The sequence below is a fragment of the Serratia sp. T13T92 genome (assembly GCF_047530105.1).
Taxonomy (GTDB): domain Bacteria; phylum Pseudomonadota; class Gammaproteobacteria; order Enterobacterales; family Enterobacteriaceae; genus Chania; species Chania fonticola.
The window spans coordinates 65,164-84,492 of record NZ_JBLJAK010000006.1 but is presented as its reverse complement, the minus strand read 5'-3'; the positions used below and the strand labels follow the sequence as shown (position 1 = coordinate 84,492).

Annotated in this window: 16 protein-coding genes; 5 read left to right on the top strand and 11 right to left on the bottom strand. The window is 51.9% G+C overall.

Annotated features, from left to right (window positions below; all coding sequences use genetic code 11):
• Positions 1–9: 9 nt before the first annotated feature.
• The 4 genes from ACMV5I_RS08845 to ACMV5I_RS08830 form a co-directional block, all read right to left on the bottom strand.
• Positions 10–2,580, bottom strand: a complete 2,571-nt coding sequence (locus ACMV5I_RS08845) for a fimbria/pilus outer membrane usher protein (protein WP_414824160.1) — start codon at positions 2,578–2,580, stop codon at positions 10–12.
• Positions 2,546–3,313 (bottom strand): molecular chaperone, encoded by a 768-nt coding sequence (locus ACMV5I_RS08840; protein ID WP_414824159.1) that lies wholly within the window; start codon positions 3,311–3,313, stop codon positions 2,546–2,548. The genes ACMV5I_RS08845 and ACMV5I_RS08840 overlap by 35 nt, the downstream gene beginning before the upstream one ends.
• Positions 3,314–3,366: 53 nt before the next feature.
• Positions 3,367–3,912: a fimbrial protein gene (locus tag ACMV5I_RS08835; RefSeq protein WP_414824204.1), complete on the bottom strand. Its 546-nt coding sequence runs from the start codon at positions 3,910–3,912 to the stop codon at positions 3,367–3,369.
• A 962-nt stretch (positions 3,913–4,874) separates the two neighbouring features.
• Positions 4,875–5,894, bottom strand: a complete 1,020-nt coding sequence (locus ACMV5I_RS08830; RefSeq protein ID WP_414824158.1) for a LacI family DNA-binding transcriptional regulator — start codon at positions 5,892–5,894, stop codon at positions 4,875–4,877.
• Between the two features lie 198 nt (positions 5,895–6,092).
• Here ACMV5I_RS08830 and ascF point away from each other — a divergent pair, with 198 nt between their 5' ends.
• Positions 6,093–7,532 (top strand): PTS cellobiose/arbutin/salicin transporter subunit IIBC, encoded by a 1,440-nt coding sequence (gene ascF, locus ACMV5I_RS08825; RefSeq protein ID WP_414824157.1) that lies wholly within the window; start codon positions 6,093–6,095, stop codon positions 7,530–7,532.
• 37 nt (positions 7,533–7,569) lie between these two features.
• A complete protein-coding gene (locus tag ACMV5I_RS08820; protein WP_414824156.1) occupies positions 7,570–9,000 on the top strand; it encodes a 6-phospho-beta-glucosidase in 1,431 nt (476 codons plus the stop codon).
• 199 nt (positions 9,001–9,199) lie between these two features.
• Here the strand turns inward: ACMV5I_RS08820 and potE are convergent, their stop codons facing one another.
• From potE to speFL, 3 genes are all read right to left on the bottom strand, one after another.
• Positions 9,200–10,516 carry a putrescine-ornithine antiporter gene (gene potE / locus ACMV5I_RS08815; protein ID WP_414824155.1) on the bottom strand — a complete coding sequence of 439 codons (1,317 nt, stop codon included), beginning with the start codon at positions 10,514–10,516 and terminating at the stop codon, positions 9,200–9,202.
• Between the two features lie 116 nt (positions 10,517–10,632).
• Entirely contained in the window at positions 10,633–12,795 is a 2,163-nt protein-coding gene (gene speF, locus ACMV5I_RS08810) for an ornithine decarboxylase SpeF (RefSeq protein WP_024529040.1), read from the bottom strand.
• A gap of 285 nt (positions 12,796–13,080) precedes the next feature.
• The gene (speFL, locus tag ACMV5I_RS08805) at positions 13,081–13,185 is read right to left on the bottom strand and encodes a leader peptide SpeFL (RefSeq protein ID WP_112363015.1); all 105 of its coding nucleotides are present in this window, start codon (positions 13,183–13,185) and stop codon (positions 13,081–13,083) included.
• A 429-nt stretch (positions 13,186–13,614) separates the two neighbouring features.
• Here speFL and ACMV5I_RS08800 point away from each other — a divergent pair, with 429 nt between their 5' ends.
• From ACMV5I_RS08800 to ACMV5I_RS08790, 3 genes are all read left to right on the top strand, one after another.
• A complete protein-coding gene (locus ACMV5I_RS08800; protein ID WP_174334794.1) occupies positions 13,615–14,046 on the top strand; it encodes a YhbP family protein in 432 nt (143 codons plus the stop codon).
• A gap of 30 nt (positions 14,047–14,076) precedes the next feature.
• On the top strand, positions 14,077–15,132 hold the full coding sequence (locus ACMV5I_RS08795; RefSeq protein WP_414824154.1) for a DUF1176 domain-containing protein: 1,056 nt from the start codon (positions 14,077–14,079) through the stop codon (positions 15,130–15,132).
• Positions 15,133–15,198: 66 nt separating this feature from the next.
• Positions 15,199–15,834, top strand: a complete 636-nt coding sequence (locus ACMV5I_RS08790) for an NAD(P)H-binding protein (RefSeq protein ID WP_024483390.1) — start codon at positions 15,199–15,201, stop codon at positions 15,832–15,834.
• On the opposite strand, the gene phnP is transcribed toward ACMV5I_RS08790, so the two are convergent.
• From phnP to phnL, 4 genes are all read right to left on the bottom strand, one after another.
• Positions 15,829–16,578 carry a phosphonate metabolism protein PhnP gene (gene phnP / locus ACMV5I_RS08785; RefSeq protein ID WP_414824153.1) on the bottom strand — a complete coding sequence of 250 codons (750 nt, stop codon included), beginning with the start codon at positions 16,576–16,578 and terminating at the stop codon, positions 15,829–15,831. The genes ACMV5I_RS08790 and phnP overlap by 6 nt on opposite strands.
• Positions 16,579–16,926: 348 nt before the next feature.
• Entirely contained in the window at positions 16,927–17,487 is a 561-nt protein-coding gene (gene phnN / locus ACMV5I_RS08780; protein WP_414824152.1) for a ribose 1,5-bisphosphokinase, read from the bottom strand.
• On the bottom strand, positions 17,487–18,623 hold the full coding sequence (phnM, locus tag ACMV5I_RS08775) for an alpha-D-ribose 1-methylphosphonate 5-triphosphate diphosphatase (protein WP_121608537.1): 1,137 nt from the start codon (positions 18,621–18,623) through the stop codon (positions 17,487–17,489). Before phnM ends, phnN begins: the two co-directional genes overlap by 1 nt.
• Positions 18,620–19,324 (bottom strand): phosphonate C-P lyase system protein PhnL, encoded by a 705-nt coding sequence (gene phnL / locus ACMV5I_RS08770; RefSeq protein ID WP_021807493.1) that lies wholly within the window; start codon positions 19,322–19,324, stop codon positions 18,620–18,622. Before phnL ends, phnM begins: the two co-directional genes overlap by 4 nt.
• Positions 19,325–19,329 lie beyond the last annotated feature (5 nt).

The following is a 19,329-nucleotide window of genomic DNA, read 5'->3' as shown; positions in this document are numbered from 1 at the left end:
ATTCCTTAATTACTTACAAATAGCATCAAGGCGACGGAAGTCGGCCGCTGTTTTAGCGATAAATTGCGGTAGATTGTACTTAAATTTACAACGTGCCCCAGCCTCATCGCCCCACTGCACGGTTAATTCCCCCTGCTGCTGTTTGACCCTTAATAATCCTTGACCCGACTGTGCGATATAACCGACGTTTCTGTGCTCTGTATCAAATACCGTAGCACCGAAGTGGAGCGGCAATCCACGGATATCTTTAGTATTAATCAGCACGGAATAACCCTCTGCCGTTTCATAGCGCAACAGAGTGACTGCCCCTGCCGTTGGCGCTACGTTCTGGCTAGTGCTTTTGAGTTCGATATCGTGGGAGATCCCTTTGGGGTCAATTTCAACTCCGTTCTGGCGATATGGCGTCAGGTAAGGCACCACGGCGCGACCCCATTTATCCAGCCGCAAGCCGTTATAGTTGGTGACGCGCGCCCCTTGGGCATTTTTGGCTTCAACAATTGCAGCGGTATCCCCCAACAGGGGGGTAAACACCACACCACCACTGTAAGCTACGATGCCCCCAGAAATATCGGCACCGTACTGCTGGTAATTTCGACTGGTAGAGAAACTGCTGCCCAAGGTGGCATAAGGCGCTGACCAGGAAACACTACCTCCTCCTGTGGTGGTATTATGCATATTCTCACCGGAATAGCGGTCGCCATTAGCAAACATATTGTACCCATATTGCCGATCTTCCCCGACATTGCCGGCAACAGAGTTCTGTATACCTCGGTGCTCTTTCTCTTGCGTGTAACTGGTGGTTAAGTAGGGAGTCTTATCGCTGAGACCCAATGGGAGTGATACGGTGAACATCACTTTATTATCCCAGCTATTGGTGTTCAGATCGCGGATACGCCCGACGTTAACTCCATAGTTTATTCTCTTATAATAGTTATTATAACTCATCTGATATTCAGTATCGGTGCCGCTCTGATCCCAATAGTTCTGAATACTGGCATTGACCGAAATACTTCCCCACCCTTCAGGTAAAGCTTGTGACGCATTGATCTGTAGGCGGTTTCGGCGATTTACAGTGTTGTAGTTATAACTGCGATAAGTATCTTTTTGATACCTTTCACGTGTGACCATTGCATCATCCATGCCGTAATAACCAGAGCTCGAGTATTGGTAGCTGGCCAGGGTGATGTTAGTATCGATTATCGGCAATATTTTAGCGTAGGTCAGCCTTATACTTTGACCTTGGTTTGTCTCATCATTTTTTAATTGACTTCTTGATTGAGTAATATCGGCAGAAATAGCGCCAATACCTGTATTGAATGCTAGTCCGGCGGAGAACGACTGATAATTGGTTGAACCAATAGCCCCGGAATAGCCGGTAATAATGTTCGAGAATCCTCGCCTTACGGTTCCCAACAATAAGGGGGGAGCCGAGGAAACCGCAGAGTTGTGATAGGTTCCGGAAACCACCGAATAGTGTGTTACCCCTGGGCGTAACAACTCGGGGATAGATGAATAAACCACCGTAAAACTATGCTCATTACCGTTCGCCTCTTTTACGGTGATCAGCAGGTCCCCTCCAGCACCAGAAGGATAGAGATCATCTATCTGGAATGGGCCTGGGGGAACGGTAATTTCGTAAATCTGGTTACCACGCTGAGAAACCTTTACCAGGGCCGTGGTATTAGCAACGCCACGGATCACCGGGGCAAACCCACGCTGCGAGTCGGTATACATACGATCATCGGAAGCAACCTGAGCACCAATATAACCAATGCTGTCAAAAACCTGTCCATCGGTAGTTGACTGACCAAGCACCAGTTTGCTGCGCCAGTCAACTAACGCACGCTCTGTATATAATTCCGATCCCCGATAACTTGAGCCTTGCCCATTACCCCAGTTTGCTGTCGCACGGTAGCGCAAGCGCCAAACATCCCAGTTCAGTCCACCCCGTAAGCTCAAATACTGTGACGTCTGAGCCGATGCCCTTGATTGCTCCGCATGATAGGCATTATAACTGTACTGTAACATCGCGGCAGTGATGCCTTTATCCCATAATGCCGGGTTGACATAGCCTCTGGCGTGACGTTTGAGGATAATTTGTGGGGCTGAAACATTAAATTGTTGGCTACCGCTATCATAAGCCGCAGAAGTACCAGGTACTAACTCATTCAATGCAACGCACTGCTCAGTAGAAGCCAGCTTGGCCTGAATCTCCTTGTCGACCTTATCCAGATCAAAGCCCAGCAGATCCATCAGCTTCAGCGTATAACAAGGTTGAGCAACCGTTGATGTAGCAACAGGCATCGCAAAGTTGATATCTTCACGGCCCACCCATTGGTCATTTAAATAAATATCGACGCGGTGCATACCCGCAGATACCGGGTTACCCTGTTCAAATAAACGGACATTGACTGGTGACCGGAGGAATGAATCATTAAATTCCACTGTCTCTGCTGCGGATACAAATGAGCTAAAAAAAAGCGCTAGCGGTGTTAGCGTGAACATACCTGCAAGTTGAGTCAACTTTGGTCGGTTTAAGCGGCCACTATTGGCTGATTTTGTTATCGAGCTTCCATTCATTATGTCTATCTCCACCAAAATCATCAATTACACTGTAAAAAATTGCGGCGCCAGCCTGCGGTTGGCCTTTTAAGCCCTCTAGTGTAAATTTCAACTCATTGAACGGTGATATCATCCGTGGCTGTTTACCTATGGTCCCAAGAGTTGGCGATTCCTTTTTGTTTTTGAGTTCTAGACCACGTAGGGTAATAAAATAGGGCGAGGGATTTTTTACCCAAACCACGTAGTTTATTCCTTCCTTCTTTACGTTGAATGATAGCTTTTCATAGGCTTGAGTTGGTGTCAGAGCCAAATTGGCGGGGCGATAAAACACTTTTATCCTGCTGCGAAAGGAGAATTGCATCAGATTAACGCCCGCAGCTATTTGCTGTGTCGGTTTTGGCGGGACTTCAAGTACATTAAACCAGTATAGAGTTTCGCGATCTGCTACTGTAATTGGCTTGGTACGAGCAATTCTCAGTGCCTGTCCCTTACCCGGGTCAATACGTGCAATTGGCGGCATTATCGTAAAAGGACTTTGTGCCGTGTTTGGCGTTGATTTTAAATCACCATCATCAATCCAGGATTGGATCAACAGTGGGTCCTTTCCTTTATTTTGCAATTGCAAAACGGACTCACTATCTTGTTGGTTATAAATAACACGAGTCGCGTTAATCACCACCGCCGCTTGAGCAAGAGGGTAATTAAAAAATGAAAATAAGCTGATTATGATAAAAGCTGTTTTGCGGAGCATACTCCACCCCTTATAGAAAGGTGGGGAAAACCCCCACCTGATACTAGTTATTATTATAGATAAATGATGGTGTAATCGACCTGGGTATTAACTGAACCTGCTTCGGCAGCCGCTGTTGCATAGTAACGGGCAAAGTAATTCAACGTGGTAGTGCCAGCAGTGTTATTAACCTCGATATCGCCTTGCAGAGCGTCTGTTGCCCCAGCTTTAATCGGGCTTAATGCGGAGTTCAGCAGTTCAACTTGCACGTTAGTAGCGCCGCCAGAGCTGTCCGAATTGTTCAGACGGCCTGTAGTCATATCAACCATAGAGCCAGCTTCAAAGAAGGTATGTGCAGTAGTAAAGGTAGTACCTGAACAGTCTGACAAAGCAATACTGAAAGGCGTGGTACCCGCAGTATTACCCGCCTGAAGTAACGCACTTGCAGGTACCGTCGGCAGAGTGATCGTAGCGATGTTACTCTGACCATTTACACTGATATTACAGGTGGTATCGGTAATTTTACCGATAATACTGATGGTGCCACTAGTCGCTAAAGCAGAACCAGCAAATGCCAAGCCGATTGCGCCAAGTAACAACGTGGATTTATTAAATTTCATAATGATTGCCATTCCATTTACATTATTTAAATTGGTTAGCGAGAACGGATTGAACCAATTTCATTTGCAGAAGAAATCAATTTCTTCACCAGTTTACTTTTGAATCCATCACAACAGAGACTCCCTAACCTGTCGTTGGCCTGGTACTTTAGTCATTTATTAAAAAACCTTGACGCTAGAGCTGGTGTTGGCGAATAGGTTAATAATAAATGACCATTGAGTACCAAGCTTGGAGCATAAGATAGAGGGGGCGCTTAATTCTGTCAATTATCTTGCTAATGCGTAGCCTTCTCTATTTTATTGTTTTTTTTAAAAGTCCTTAATTTATCCTGGGAAAGTAAGTTATTAATGGTGAGAAAATTCTCATTTATAAACATGAAAAACCTTAATTTAAACCAAGGGAATTCTTGTTTATATAAGTAAGTTATACAGGATGCCATGAACCTAGAGTTTTATACCTGCGTTTATACTTATTTTGTTTTTTTTTATATAAATACAGTGAGTGGTAGTCATTTATACTGACACAGTCAATTTATAGTGGTTTTTTTCGTAAAAAAACCGAGTGTTGCTAAAGTTCTATTTTTAACCAATTGAAAAATATGAGATTTATTTGGTGAGCGTTATGTAATGTCAAAGTTTGTTGATTTATGAATATATTTTTCAAAATACCTTGTTCTGGAAGCTTATTGTTGCATTGTTTTTAATAGATATATTTCCAATCTCCGTAGTGTTGGTCTGGCCGAAATGAAGCTGAAAATGTAGCTTGATGTCGCTTAGGCGCTGTTGAATCAATAGGGGGGCCATCAAAATTAAAACCTCTATCAATTAAAAATCAATAAGTTATGCTAAGAGCAATTCGAGTTTCTTGAGGAAAAGATGGTAATACGCGTGGAAATCACACTGTGTGTGGAGGGCAGGGCAGAAGTAGCCTGCGTGCGGGCACCGAATGTTGCCCCGCGAGCTCACTGCTCCCAAAAAGGACCCGGAACCACCGAATCCCTAACCAGCAGCTCAGAAACAAAAACGTTGTCCTTCGACAGATAGCCACCGTCTAGCATAGCGATCAGCCGGTCGATTACTTCGCTCATCATATCGCTCACCGGGTCTTTAACGCTGGATAACGCCGGGGATAGATACGGAGCCGTAGGGATATTATCGAAGCCGATAACCGAGACGTCATTGGGGACGGCAATACTCGCCTCGTTCAATTTCTTGATGGCACCAACGGCCATATCATCGTTGCTGGAGAGTACTGCGCTAAAGGTGATTTTATCCTTGAGCAAGGACTCCATCGCTGCCGCACCGCTGGCTGGCGTCCACTTTCCCTTGATGATGAGTTTATCATCCAACTCAATATCATATTGATTTAAGGCTTCTTTATAGCCGGATAGTCGCTCAATCGCCGTTGGTGAATCCAGTGAGCCGGTAATAAAGGCGATATTCCGGTGGCCCTGCTCAATCAGGTATTTTGTTGCCTTAAAGCTGGCCCCTTTGTGGTCGCAGCAGATGCAATGGCTTTGGTGTTTTCTCAGCCTGCGATTCACCACCATGATGGGTTGCTTGTGCTGCTCGATGATGTCGTCCATCGCTTCGATGGTTAAGAAACGCGGGTAGATGATGATGGCGTCGCAGCGTAAATCGAGCAGGAATCGGATCGCCTCTTGCTCTTCTGCGGCGCTGTGCTTGCCGTCCACCAGGATCAACTGGCGACCGTTGTCTTCCAGCTTTTGCGCGGCCTGAGAAAGTATCTCGCTGAAATAACTGCCGTTATAGAGGGTGTTGGTGACTACCAGGCCAATGCACTGGGATTTATTGGTGGCCAGATTTCTCGCCAGCAGATTGGGACGATAACCCGCCTCTTCTATGGCTTTAAACACCTGATCTTTGGTGGCTTCGCTGACGTACCCTTTGCCGGAAAGAACGCGCGAAACAGTGGCTTTTGAGACGCCTGCTTTTTTTGCCACTTCCTGCATGGTAGACATAGGGTTTTCCCGGCTTTTAACAATTATCCCCATTCTACACATTCAATCGCATTAGAGCAGACCCTTTGCAGCTTCTCGAACCCATTCATGTCGATCACAATCACAAAATAGACAATAAAAAAAATTATAGATTGATCTTCGATATGAATATCAACAATCCTGTGTGGAACCGGTTACCTATCAATGAGAGTTGTCCTCATGTCTAAGAATTATGCGGCGGTATCAAGATCGATAGTGGATGCAGTTGGGGGAGCGAGTAACGTCGCGGCGGTGACTCATTGCATGACGCGTTTACGCTTTGTGCTCAACGACGACACCCTCGTCGATGCCGTCAGGCTGAAGGCAATTGGTGGCGTACTGGGTGTGGTAAGAAGTGAAAATCAGTGTCAGGTGATCATTGGCAACACCGTTTCACAGGCCTATGCCGAAGTGTTGAAACTGTTGCCCGAAGGGGCGGTAGCCCAGCAACCGGCGCCGCAAAAGAACAAGATCACTCTCAAACGTATCGGTGCGGGGATCCTGGACGCGCTGATTGGCACCATGTCACCGCTGATCCCGGCCATTATCGGCGGCTCGATGGTGAAACTGCTCGCCATGATCCTGGATATGACCGGCGTGTTCGGCAAAGGCTCCTCGACGCTGATTATCCTCAACGTCATTGGCGACGGGGCGTTCTTCTTCCTGCCGGTGATGGTTGCCGCTTCCGCAGCGGTAAAATTCAAAACCAATATGTCACTGGCGATTGCGATTGCTGGGGTACTGGTTCATCCCGCATTTATCGATCTGATGGCGAAAGCCGCGCAGGGCCAACAGGTTGAATTTATGGGTATCCCGGTCACGGCGGTGAAATACACCTACACGGTGATCCCGGCGTTGTTCATGACCTGGTTGCTCTCATACATTGAAAGATGGGTCGATCGCATCACGCCAGCCGTGACGAAAAACTTCCTCAAACCGATGCTGATCGTGCTGATCTCTGCGCCGATCGCCATCTTGTTGATTGGCCCGCTGGGCATCTGGATTGGTAGCGGTATTTCCGCGCTGGTGTACACCATTCACAGCTATCTGGGGTGGTTATCCGTAGCGATTATGGGCGGGCTATGGCCGCTGCTGGTGATGACCGGGATGCACCGCGTCTTTACGCCAACCATCATTCAGACCATCGCGGAAACCGGCAAAGAAGGCATGGTGATGCCCTCTGAAATTGGTGCCAACCTCTCGCTGGGCGGTTCATCGTTGGCGGTAGCCTGGCGGACCAAAAACCCGGAGCTGCGTCAGACGGCGCTGGCCGCTGCGGCATCGGCGATTGTTGCCGGGATTTCAGAACCCGCGCTTTATGGTGTGGCAATACGCTTGAAGCGCCCGCTTATCGCAGCGCTGATCAGTGGTTTTGTCTGCGGCGGCGTGGCCGGAATTGCCGGATTGGCGAGCCACTCGATGGCCTCACCAGGCCTATTTACCAGCGTGCAGTTCTTTGATCCGGCCAACCCAATGACCATTGTCTGGGTGTTTGGCGTGATGATTTTGGCGGTGGTGCTTTCCTTCATCCTTACGCTGTTGCTGGGCTTTGAAGATATCCCGGTCACCGAAGATGCGGAAAGTGAAAAAGCCAAATCGGCGCCCGCGTTATCCGTATAACCTGTTGTAAAAATGTATATTTGAGAAGAGGTATCTTATGCCAGCATCTGTTTTCCCCGCAGACTTTTTATGGGGTGGTGCACTAGCGGCTAACCAGGCCGAAGGCGCTTATCTTGAGGGCGGCAAAGGGCTGACCACGGTTGATATGATCCCTCATGGTAAAGATCGGCTGGCGGTAAAACTGGGCCAGGAAAAGCGCTTTGAGCTGCGGGAAGGCGAGTTCTATCCCAGCCATGTTGGCATTGATTTTTATCATCGCTATAAAGATGACATTGCCCTGATGGCAGAGATGGGGTTCAGCGTATTCCGTACTTCGATCGCCTGGAGCCGTCTTTTCCCTAACGGGGATGAAACGGTGCCGAATGCGGAAGGGATTGCTTTCTACCGCGACGTTTTCACCGAGTGCAAAAAGCACGGCATCGAACCGCTGGTCACGCTGTGCCATTTTGATGTGCCGATGCATCTGGTGCGGGAATACGGTTCGTGGCGCAACCGGAAAATGGTGGAGTTCTTCACCCACTACGCCCGCACCTGTTTTGAGGCCTTTGATGGGCTGGTGAAATACTGGCTGACGTTTAATGAAATCAATATCCTGCTGCACAGCCCGTTCTCCGGCGCGGGGCTGGTGTTCGAGCCAGGCGATAATCAGGAGCAGGTGAAATATCAGGCTGCGCATCATGAACTGTTGGCCAGTGCGTTAGCGACCAAAATCGCCCATGAGGTTAACCCGCACAATCAAGTTGGCTGCATGCTGGCTGGGGGCAATTTCTACCCTTGGTCCTGTAAACCTGAAGACGTCTGGGCTGCGCTGGAGAAAGATCGCGAGAACCTGTTCTTCATCGACGTTCAGGCTCGCGGCGCTTACCCGTCATACACCAAGCGTCTGTTTAAGGAAAAGGGTATCACTATAGCAATGGAGCCAGGCGACGGTGAGATCCTCAAAAACAGCGTCGATTTTGTCTCCTTCAGCTATTACGCCTCCCGTTGTGCCTCGGCTGAAATGAACGAGCACAACAGCAGCGCAGCCAACATCGTCAAATCGCTGAAAAACCCACATATCCAAGCCAGTGAGTGGGGCTGGGGTATCGATCCGTTGGGCCTGCGCATCACCATGAACATGATGTATGACCGTTATCAGAAGCCGCTGTTCCTGGTGGAGAACGGGTTGGGGGCGAAGGACGAAATCAATCCGCAGGGCGAGATCGACGACGAATACCGCATCAGCTATTTACGTGAGCATATCAAAGCCATGGCAGACGCTATCGAAGATGGCATCCCGGTGATGGGTTACACCTCCTGGGGCTGCATCGATTTGGTTTCTGCCTCTACCGGGGAAATGAGTAAGCGCTATGGTTTTGTCTATGTGGACCGCGATGATCAGGGCAATGGCACCTTGGCCAGAACCAGAAAGAAATCGTTTTACTGGTATAAGAAGGTGATCGCCAGCAATGGGGCGGATTTGAGTTAGTCAAATGTCCCCTCTCTCAAATTAAGAGGGGATTTTAACGTGCTACAAATTATCTCCTGCGCCTGACAGCGGCTCTGGAGCAGCTCCCTCTCCCCAGACAAGTGTTCATGAGGCACTCGATCTGTACGGTGGGAGAGGGTTGGGGTGAGGGGAAATTGCTGGCCATAATTGACCAGCATTGCGCCGAAGCACTCTTCACTCAGCTATGTTTTTCAGTCATCTCAAAGCGAGGTGAAACCAACCCATACAACGTCCAGCCGAAGAATGTAGCAATAGCGCCCCACATCATCGCCTCTTCACCGGAACTGTACAGCGCATAGAAGCTATACAGTGCCCCAATCACGGCAATCACGTTGGCAATACGCGCCTTGTTCTCCGGTACTTTGGCTACTTTCTGGATAATAATCAGCGCGGCCATCGACAGGATATACGGAATAATATTGGTCACTACGGCCAGGTTAACCAGCACGTTAAACTGCTTATTCAGCGACGGGCTGATGGTCATCAGCGACATCACGCTCTGAATAATCACGATGGTCAGCATGCCCTTCACTGGCGCACCTGATTTACTGACTTTAGAGAAAATTTTCGGGAAGAAACCGCTGTCGGCAGAGGATTTGAATACCTGCGCGATAGTGAACTGCCAGCCCAGCAGCGAACCCACGCAGGACATGATCATCAATGCCATGATGATTTTACCGACCGTTGGGTTGAACATATGTGAGAACGCCAGGCCAAACGGCGCGGTGGAGTTAGCCAGTTCCATATTTGGCACGATACCGGCGATCACGTTGGTAGAAACAATGTAGATCACTGCGGCACCCAGTGTGCCCCCGAGTACGGCGATAGGCACGTTACGTTCCGGGTTTTCTACCACATCGGTATTGGCACAGGCAGATTCAAGACCCAGGAAGGCCCACAGAGTCATCGAGATAGAAGACCCGATGGCTTCAAAGGTAGGCACTGCATGCGGGTTCCAGGCTGCTAGATAAGCGGTACCGCTGAACCAATACCAACCGATAATCGAGATGCCGACCACTGGGATAATTACTCCCCAGACGGTGATCCCGCTGATCTGCCCGGTGATGCGTGCGCCACCGAAGTTGGCAACGGTAGCCAGCCACAGCACGGCGATAGTGGCTATACAGATGCCCAATGGAGGCAGGGCAACGCCGAACAGTTCGGTGCCATAACCCACGGCAGAAATGGCGATGGCGATATTGGCGATCAGCAGCGAAACGCCGTAGGTGTAGTTGGCCATAAAGTTGCCGGATTTCCCGAAGGCATACTCGGCATAGCCACCCATCCCGCCGGATTTACGGCTGAACATGCCGCATTTGGCAAACGCATAGGCCAAGGCCATCGAGCCTACGGCGGTCACCAGCCAGGAAACGATGGAAATTGTCCCCACTTCGGCCAGCTTGGTTGGCAGCATAATTATGCCGGATCCCATCATATTGACTGCTGTCAGGATCGTTAATTGCACAACCCCCATCTTATTATTGGATTTGCTCATGATTATTCTCACTTTTATATCCCTAGAATTTCGTGCAGCCGTATGATCTCGGATTGAAATTCGAGGAATATCTAAATATGTCTGGCGGCAAGAATATGCCGCCTCCCTGAAGTTAATTATGCTTTCATGACATAACCGTAAGCCCGGTTCCAGCCATCTTCATCCTGCTGGATATAAACGCCTTGTAATTCAGGAGCAAATCCGGGTAATAAATTAATCCCTTCTTCCAACGCCAGGAAATAGCGTTGAGCAGACCCCCCCCAGATTTCCCCTGGGACTACGCACAGCACACCCGGTGGGTAAGGCAACGCGCCTTCAGCGGCAATGCGGCCTTCGGCTTTAGCGAGAGAAACCAGTTCCACCTTGCCACGGACAAATTCGGTATTGGCGGTTTGTGGATCCATGGCGACGCGTGGGAAATGGCTTTTACGGAACATTTCCTTCTGCAATTCTTTCACGTTGTAGCTGACGTACAGATCGTGCATCTCTTGGCACAGCTGGCGCAGGGTGTAGTTCTGGTAACGTTTTTCGTTGTTCTTGTACACGGTTGGCAGGACTTCACTCAGCAAAGAGTCTTGTTCAACGTGTTTTTCGAAGCGGGCAATCAGCGCCACCAGATGCTGCATTTTGGCGATATCTTCCGCCGGGGTGAGCAGGAACAGGATGGAGTTCAGGTCACACTTCTCCGGCACAATACCGTTTTCGCGCAGGTAGTTAGCCAGAATGGTGGCCGGGATACCAAAGCTGCTGTACTCGCCGCTGGCGGTATCGATGCCCGGCGTGGTCAACAGCAGTTTGCAGGGATCCACAAAGTATTGTGACTCTTCATAGCCTTCGAAGGCATGCCATTTTTCGCCAGGGATAAAGTTAAAGAAGCGCAGATCGTTGGCCATGGCTTCGGTGCTGTAGGACTGCCAAGGTTTACCGTCGATTTGCTCCGGTACGAAAGGTTTGATCATGGTGCAGGTGTCCAACAGCATTTTGCGCGACTCAATGCCGATGCGCACACACTCTTTCCACAGGCGTTGGCCGCTCTTGCCTTCGTGCATTTTGGCGTTCACATCCAGTGCGGCAAACAGTGGGTAGAACGGGCTGGTGGACGCGTGCAGCATAAAGGCGTTATTGAAACGCTTATGGTTGCAGTAACGATCTTGTCCTTTGATGTGTTTGTCTTTTTTATGGATCTGCGAGGTCTGTGAGAAACCGGCCTGCTGTTTGTGTACCGATTGGGTAACGATGATCCCCGGATCGTTTTCGTTCAGCTCCAGCAACAGCGGCGAGCAGTCTTTCATCATTGGGATGAACTGCTCATAGCCGACCCAGGCGGAGTCAAACAGGATGTAATCACACAGGTGGCCAATCTTGTCGACGACCTGGCGGGCGTTATAGATCGTGCCGTCGTAAGTCCCTAGTTGGATAATCGCCAGGCGGAATGGCCGAGCATCGTTGGCGCGTTCCGGTGCGGTCTCACGGATTTGCTGGCGCAGGTAGCCTTCTTCAAAGCAGTGAGCGTCGATGCCACCGATAAAGCCGAACGGGTTACGTGCCGTTTCCAGATATACCGGCGTTGCTCCGGCCTGGATCAGCGCGCCATGGTGGTTGGACTTATGGTTGTTACGGTCGAATAGCACCAGATCGCCACGGCTCAGCAGGGCGTTGGTTACCACTTTATTGGAAGCTGAAGTCCCGTTCAGCACGAAATAGGTTTTATCGGCGTTGAACACCTTGGCGGCGTGTTTTTGGGCGTCACAAGGCGCGCCTTCGTGGATTAGCAGATCGCCCAGCTTAACGTCGGCGTTGCACATATCGGAGCGGAACAGCGTTTCACCATAGAAATCAAAGAACTGGCGGCCTGCGGGGTGTTTACGGAAGAACTCACCGCCCTGATGGCCTGGGCAGGCGAAGGTGGCATTACCCATCTCTACATATTGGGTCAGGGTATTAAAGAACGGCGGTAGCAGCTCGCTTTCATATTTTACCGCTGCGGCTTCCAGCTGTTTGCCGTAAAACTGAGTGTTCTTGCCGCAGAGTTCAAATACGCCGTTCAGCGCCGGTAATACGGCATTATCCAACTCTTCTTCACAGCAGACAGCGACAAAGATCGGAATGTTTAAACCGGTTTCTTCCAACTGTGCTACCAGGCCTTGCTGTACGTCTTCCACGGAAAGCACGATAGCGGCTACGTCATTAAAGTCGCTGTGGTGCACGTCGCTAATTTCGCGTGTGGTTTCAAAGCAAGAGAGAGTTTTTTGGTTCGCTGCAATTTTTAATTTGTTCATTTTGTCATTCTTCAGGCGAAAATATCCCGCCGGCAAATAAGACCTTTGCCAGAAAATATTTTCGTTAAAATAAAGGTATGCGTGAGCGTAATCATGTTCATCGAACATAATTAGGTTACGAGTTTATTTTGACGAAATTTCTATTTGGTTCTTAAACGAAGTTGCAATTATGCCGCTCCGCGCTGTTTTTAATCAAAACAGAGCGATACCGTCGCCATCAGGCGCAAGGAGGATCGTTGGCATAGGTCTAGCTGCAAGACGCAATAAGAACGCAGAGGAGGGAGTTTATCTGAAGTTAAAAAAGGCAAAGCTAAAGCAGCTGCGGTGAGCCATCATCATAATATGTGTAGTTCGTCGGATGTGAGCCATCTTTCTGTTGTTGTTTTCCATTTTCCATTTACCTATGGGTTTCGGACTTGGCGCTATTTTATCCCCTAAACACGGAAATAAAGTGATGCAGATCACGTTAATTGAGCGATTTCTACTTAACTATTCATTTTCTATGCACCAGAGTGAATAGCTATGAACTCTGCAGCGAGGGTATATGTGAAGTAATTGCTACAAATGGAACCAGCGGACTGGATAAATTTGGCTTAGGCTAACCCAACCCCTGAAAATCGCTTTCAATATAAACAGGTAATAGCAGAAATAGAGCTAGGATGTTTTTTATTTGTTATTACTACGCTCAGGCTTATCTTGCATAAAGATGCATGGATTGCTAATTAATATGCTATTTTTATGTTGAGCATAATTTGTCGCTAATTGTGACTGCCTTCAAATCTGCGGGTAAGATAGCGGAGGTGAAAAGGAGAACTTACGTTGAATCAGAGCGAAGATCGGCTGCACATTATCCGTTTTCTCAGTAAGCAGCATGTGCTCACGCTGTGTGCCGGTGATGGCACGGCGATGTGGTGCGCCAACTGCTTTTACGTATTCGATGCCGAGCGCATGGCGCTATGGCTGATGACCGAGCCGCACACTCGCCACGGCGAACTGATGCAACGCAACAATCGGATAGTGGGCACTATTGCGCCGCAGCCCAAGACCGTTGCGCTGATCAAAGGGGTACAATACGCGGGTGAAATCACGCTGTTGGCCGGGGACGAGGCGGAACTGGCCCGTACGCGTTACTGCAAACGCTTCCCGGTGGCCAAGGTGATGAAAGCGCCTATTTGGCAGATCGCGTTGCAGGAAGTGAAGATGACAGATAACACCCTGGGCTTTGGCAAAAAGCTGCACTGGGCACGTTGATTATCGAGCTGAATATTAAGGATAGATGGATTGAAAAACAACGAGATAGCCGCATTATCGCTACTGGCGGCATTGGTTTCTCCTGCGATGGCGCAAGACAGCGGCGTTTCCTTCGGCCATAAGAACTGGGAGCTGGCTTGTGACAACACCAATACCTGTCGCGCGGCGGGCTACGCTAATGAAGATGAGCCAAGCGCTTCGAACGGTTCGGTGCTGCTCACGCGCATTGCAGGCCCTGGCACCGTCCCAACGGGGGAAGTGACCTTGGCGGATTACGAAGAGGGTGATGCAGCCGCGGTGGCAAAGCTGACGTTGTGGATCAACGGCAAGGCGGCTGGTGCGCTCAAACCGACCAAGTATGGAAACTGGAACCTGTCAGCAAGCCAGACTCTGGCACTGATCGGCGCAATCAAAGGCAGTGGCACGGTTGAATTTAAAGGCGGCCCCGCACCTTTCGTGCTGTCAGGAGAGGGGGCTTCGGCCACCTTATTGAAGATGGACGATGTGCAGGGGCGTATCGGCACGTCCGGTGCTTTGACTAAAAAAGGCGACAAGCCGGAAAGCAGCGTGCCAGCAGCCATTCCTGCCCCGGTGATCCAGGCAGTGAAGGTGCCCAAGGCGGTAGAACGCCCGCTTACGGCCCCTGAAATCGCTGCGCTGACCCCCAAACTGCTGGCAACGCTGCAACCGGATGATTGCGACCGCATGCAGTCCCCACAGGATAATGACGGTGCAAGCGAGGATGGCATCACGCTGACCCCGCTCGGCAATGGCCATGCCCTGATCACCGCCGTGTGTTGGCGGGCGGCCTATAACGAAGGTTACGGTTATTGGGTGATCGACAGCGCCCTGAAGCAGGCCCCGGTATTGGTGACCAATTCCGGCTCTGGCTATGATGAAGGGATAATCTCAATGGGGCAAAAGGGGCGAGGATTGGGCGATTGCTGGTCCACCGCCAGTTGGGTATGGGATGGCACGGCGTTCCGTCAAAGTAATGAGGCCACCACCGGCCTGTGCCGTTTAATCCATGCGGGCGGAACCTGGGATTTACCGACGTACGTCGCCGAGGTGAAGGCGGCGCAGTAAAGGAACTAGAGAGTCTCCACGGGCGGTTCTGTGCCTTGGGTAAACAGAGGGTGAGGAGGAAAACATATGGCACGGGTACTGATCACAGGCGCCAGCGGGCTGGTGGGGAGTGAACTGCTGCGTCTGCTGTTGGCAGATAGGCAGGTCACTTCGGTAATTGCCCCTACGCGTAAGGCGCTCCCGCCACACGCCAAATTGCATAACCCGGTCGGGGGTGATCTGCACGAGTTGTTGACGCAGTTGGCACAGCCGGTCGATGCGGTATTCTGCTGCCTGGGCACCACGCGCAGTCAGGCTGGGAGCGCAGAGGCATTCCGCCATGTTGACTATCAGTTGGTGGTTGAAACGGCCCTTACCGGGCAGCGCCTTGGCGCGCAGCATTGCCTGGTGGTGAGCGCAATTGGGGCCAATTCGAAATCCTTATTTCTGTATAACCGCACCAAAGGGCAGATGGAGCAGGCGCTACGTGCACAGAACTGGCCGCGCCTGACGTTGGTTCGTCCTTCAATGTTGTTCGGTTCCCGTGCTGAGCCGCGTTTGTTGGAGCGACTCAGCCAGCCGTTGTTTGGCCTGCTGCCTGGCAAATGGAAGGGCGTTGCTGCCAAAGACGTGGCGCAAACGCTGCTGACACAGGCCTTCAGCCCAGGCAGCGGGGTCAAGATTTTAGAATCCGACCAGTTGCACTGCTCGCACCGTTTATAGCTCGACGCAGAGATTATCGAATGCCAGCTCCATGCCGGGCGGCAGTTCGTTGGCCATCAACCATAAATCGAGGTGATGGCTGATGTGCGTCAGCAGCGTACGCCGTGTCTGCAAGCGTTGCTGGATCTCCTGCGCGCGGGGCAGATCGTTATGATTACGCGGCGTCTGTGGCTGCGGCGGCAGGCTGCAATCCAACACCAGTAAATCGAGGGTGACCTGTTGCAGATAGCGTGTGGTTTCTGGCGGCAGGCCGACGGTGTCGGTCAGATAGGCTAGGGCTTTGCCTGGGGCCTGGACCAGATAGCCGTGGGTGAGTTTGGAGTGGATCAACGGCAACGGCGTGACGTGCAGCCCGCCTAATTCCACCGTTTCAAAGGGGGGTAGCGGGGGTTGGAACGCCAGAATCCCAGGATGTTTGAACAGGTCGTCGCAACCCTGTTCATCGGCCGGGCCATAGACCGGGATCGCATTTCCGCACCCCCAGCGTAAAGGAAATAACCCCTGAACGTGATCCATGTGATAATGTGTCAGTAAAAAACGTTGAATTTCCCCCGCCGCAAAACGCCTTTCCAATGAGCTCAATCCCGCATCCAGTAACGTTGTTTCCCCCTGAAATTTGATCATTGCGCTGCATGGCCGCCGCCGGAACGCCGGTTCACGCCGCGCCCGTTGGCACACCAAGCAGTCGCAGCCAAAGGCGGGCACCTGTTGTGCCCCGCCGGTACCAAGAAAGGTCAGTTGCATGTTGGTTTCCTCTTGTTGACGGTATGGATCTCCCCTCACCCCAACCCTCTCCCAAAGGGAGAGGGAGCTGGTACGGTGCCGTTTTGGTGCATTGAGCTCTCCATCAATCCCAACCGATACGGAGCTGAAGACAGGTTCGGAAGCGAATTTGTGGCGCGTTCTGTCCCCTCCCAAAGGGAGAGGGAGCTGGTACGGTGCCGTTTTGGTGCATTGAGCTCTCCATCAATCCCAACCGATACGGAGTTGAATACAGGTTCGGAAGTCAATTTGTGGCACGTTCTGTCCCCTCTCCCTTTGGGAGAGGGCTAGGGTGAGGGGCGTCACTGTGCTCAAACTTGACTGCTCACCTCATGACAGAGTGTCCTGTGGTTGTTTTTCGGTTAAGGCCAGTAGTGCGTCAAGGGTATGCCCGAGATCGCCATTGTTATCCAGCAGGTGGCAGCCAACCGGCAGGGTTTGCTGATAGCTGGCCGCCCGCGCCAGCCGTTGCTCGATCTGGATCGCGTTCTCCCGCCCGCGCTGTTCTAGCCTTTGGCGCAGCACCGCCGGGGAAACCTGCAAACAGACCGGCAGCAGTTGGGCACCGTAGCGTTGTAGCGCCTGTGGTAGATGAGCGCGGGATCCGTTGACCACCACGTCGATGCCTTGCAATAACCACAGATCGACCTCAATACCAAAGGCGTAATGGTGCTCATGCGCCTGCCAGTCCAGGGCGAACAACCCTTTGGCACGGCGGCGGAGAAACTCCTGTTCGCTCAGGGCGATATGGTTCTCGCAGCCAGCATTGGCCGGGCGGGTGATGTAACGGTGCGCCACCAGCGGCCCGGCACCGGTGGCTGCCCGCAGCCGTTCGAGCAGGCTGTCCTTGCCTGCTCCGGATGGGCCCATCAGGTAGATGAGATAGTCCATCAGAACACCTGCTTGCCCTGGCGCCAGACGTTTTGCACGTAGATATGCTCGCCGTGCGGCTTGGCCAATACCAGATCTGCGCGCAACCCCTCGGCGATCAGGCCACGATCCTGCAAGCCCAACGCCCGTGCCGGGTTGCGGGTGATCAGCTGTACCGCCTGCGGCAGGCTGAAAGCATTGCGATCGTCGTTTGCCAGACGAAACGCCGCATCCAACAGGCTGGCCGGGTAATAATCGGAAGATAGGATATCCAGCACGCCAAGAGCCGCCAGATGATGTGCCGCCACGTTGCCGGAGTGTGAACCCCCGCGCACAATATTCGGCGCCCCCATCAGCACCTGCAAACCTTGCTGATGTGAGGCCCGAGCTGCTGCTTCGGTGGTCGGGAATTCGGCAATTACACTGCCCAGCGCACTGGATTCGCTGACGTGTTCGGCGGTGGCATCGTCGTGGCTGGCCAGGGCGATATTACGCGCCCGGCAGTGGGCGGCGATCGCCTCACGGTTTGGCGTAGCCCAGCGTTCTGACAGACCTATCTGCTCCACCTCAAATTCGCTCATCTGCTGGTCATTGAGGTGATATTTGCCCTGGTAGTATTCACGGTATTTCTCACGCGAGGCGAACTGCCGCTGACCCGGTGAATGATCCATCAGCGACACCAAAGACACGCCCGGTTTATCCATCAACTGTTCGAACAGCGGCAGGGTGCTGCTATGGGGCAGCTCACAGCGCAGGTGCAGACGGTGTTCGGCCCGGTTCACTCCGGCTCGCTGGCTGTAGATCACCGCGTCGATCATTTTTTGCAGGTTTTCCAGCCGGTGCCCGCCGTCGCGCACGTCACCGATCGCCACCGCATCCAGCACCGTGGTGATGCCGTTGGCGACCATCAGCGCGTCGTGACTGCTCATGGCCGAATGTGCTGGCCAGTCCACGTTGGGGCGCGGGGTGAAAAACTTGTCCAGATTGTCGGTATGCAGTTCAATCAACCCGGGCAGCAACCAACCGCCTTCGCCATCCAGCGCCTGCGGTAACTGGCTTGGGGTATCGGCAAAGCTGCGGATCACGCCGTCGGTCATTTCCAGTGAACCTGCAACGATCTGGTGTTCCAGCACCAGCTTGACGTTATTGATAATCATGGCGTCTCCAGAACCTGTGGGGCCTGCATGGTATGTAAACGGTCTGCCACCTGCTGACGGGTGCCTGCGTCGTGGAAAATACCGACGATGGCTGCGCCACGCTGTTTGGCCTGTTCGATCAGGTTCACCACCGCCGCGCTGTTGCGGCTGTCGAGGGAGGCGGTCGGCTCGTCCAGCAGCAGGATGGGGTAATCCTTGATAAAGCCACGGGCGATATTCACCCGCTGTTGCTCACCACCGGAGAAGGTCGAAGGGGCCAACTGCCACAGGCGCTGCGGCACGTTGAGCTGGTTAAGTAGGGCTTCGGCACGTTCACGGCATTCGCTACGCTCAACGCCGGATTCCAGCAACGGCTGCATCACCACTTCCAGCGCGCTGATACGCGGTATCACCCGTAGAAACTGGCTGACCCAGCCGATGGTGTGGCGGCGCACAGCCAGGATCTGACGAGCCTCGGCCTGAACCAGCTCCAGCCAGTCGTTTTGGTGATGGATCCAGATTTTTCCGCTGTCTGGCAGATAGTTGGCATACAGCGAGCGCAGCAGGGTGGATTTCCCGCTGCCGGAGTGACCATGCAGCACCACGCATTCGCCGCTGCTGACGGTCAGGTTGGCATCCTGCAACACTGGCAGGCGGGTGCCGTGCTGTTGGTGCAGGACAAAGGTCTTACTCAGGTGTTCAACCCGGATTTTAATTGTCATGATTT

Bases quoted from the DNA above. Each gene is read 5' to 3' on its own strand.
- ACMV5I_RS08845 (WP_414824160.1), bottom strand. From the start codon at position 2,580: ATGAATGGAAGCTCGATAACAAAATCAGCCAATAGTGGCCGCTTAAAC.
- ACMV5I_RS08840 (WP_414824159.1), bottom strand. From the start codon at position 3,313: ATGCTCCGCAAAACAGCTTTTATCATAATCAGCTTATTTTCATTTTTT.
- ACMV5I_RS08835 (WP_414824204.1), bottom strand. From the start codon at position 3,912: ATGAAATTTAATAAATCCACGTTGTTACTTGGCGCAATCGGCTTGGCA.
- ACMV5I_RS08830 (WP_414824158.1), bottom strand. From the start codon at position 5,894: ATGTCTACCATGCAGGAAGTGGCAAAAAAAGCAGGCGTCTCAAAAGCC.
- ascF (WP_414824157.1), top strand. From the start codon at position 6,093: ATGTCTAAGAATTATGCGGCGGTATCAAGATCGATAGTGGATGCAGTT.
- ACMV5I_RS08820 (WP_414824156.1), top strand. From the start codon at position 7,570: ATGCCAGCATCTGTTTTCCCCGCAGACTTTTTATGGGGTGGTGCACTA.
- potE (WP_414824155.1), bottom strand. From the start codon at position 10,516: ATGAGCAAATCCAATAATAAGATGGGGGTTGTGCAATTAACGATCCTG.
- speF (WP_024529040.1), bottom strand. From the start codon at position 12,795: ATGAACAAATTAAAAATTGCAGCGAACCAAAAAACTCTCTCTTGCTTT.
- speFL (WP_112363015.1), bottom strand. From the start codon at position 13,185: ATGGAAAACAACAACAGAAAGATGGCTCACATCCGACGAACTACACAT.
- ACMV5I_RS08790 (WP_024483390.1), top strand. From the start codon at position 15,199: ATGGCACGGGTACTGATCACAGGCGCCAGCGGGCTGGTGGGGAGTGAA.
- phnP (WP_414824153.1), bottom strand. From the start codon at position 16,578: ATGCAACTGACCTTTCTTGGTACCGGCGGGGCACAACAGGTGCCCGCC.
- phnN (WP_414824152.1), bottom strand. From the start codon at position 17,487: ATGGACTATCTCATCTACCTGATGGGCCCATCCGGAGCAGGCAAGGAC.
- phnM (WP_121608537.1), bottom strand. From the start codon at position 18,623: ATGATTATCAATAACGTCAAGCTGGTGCTGGAACACCAGATCGTTGCA.
- phnL (WP_021807493.1), bottom strand. From the start codon at position 19,324: ATGACAATTAAAATCCGGGTTGAACACCTGAGTAAGACCTTTGTCCTG.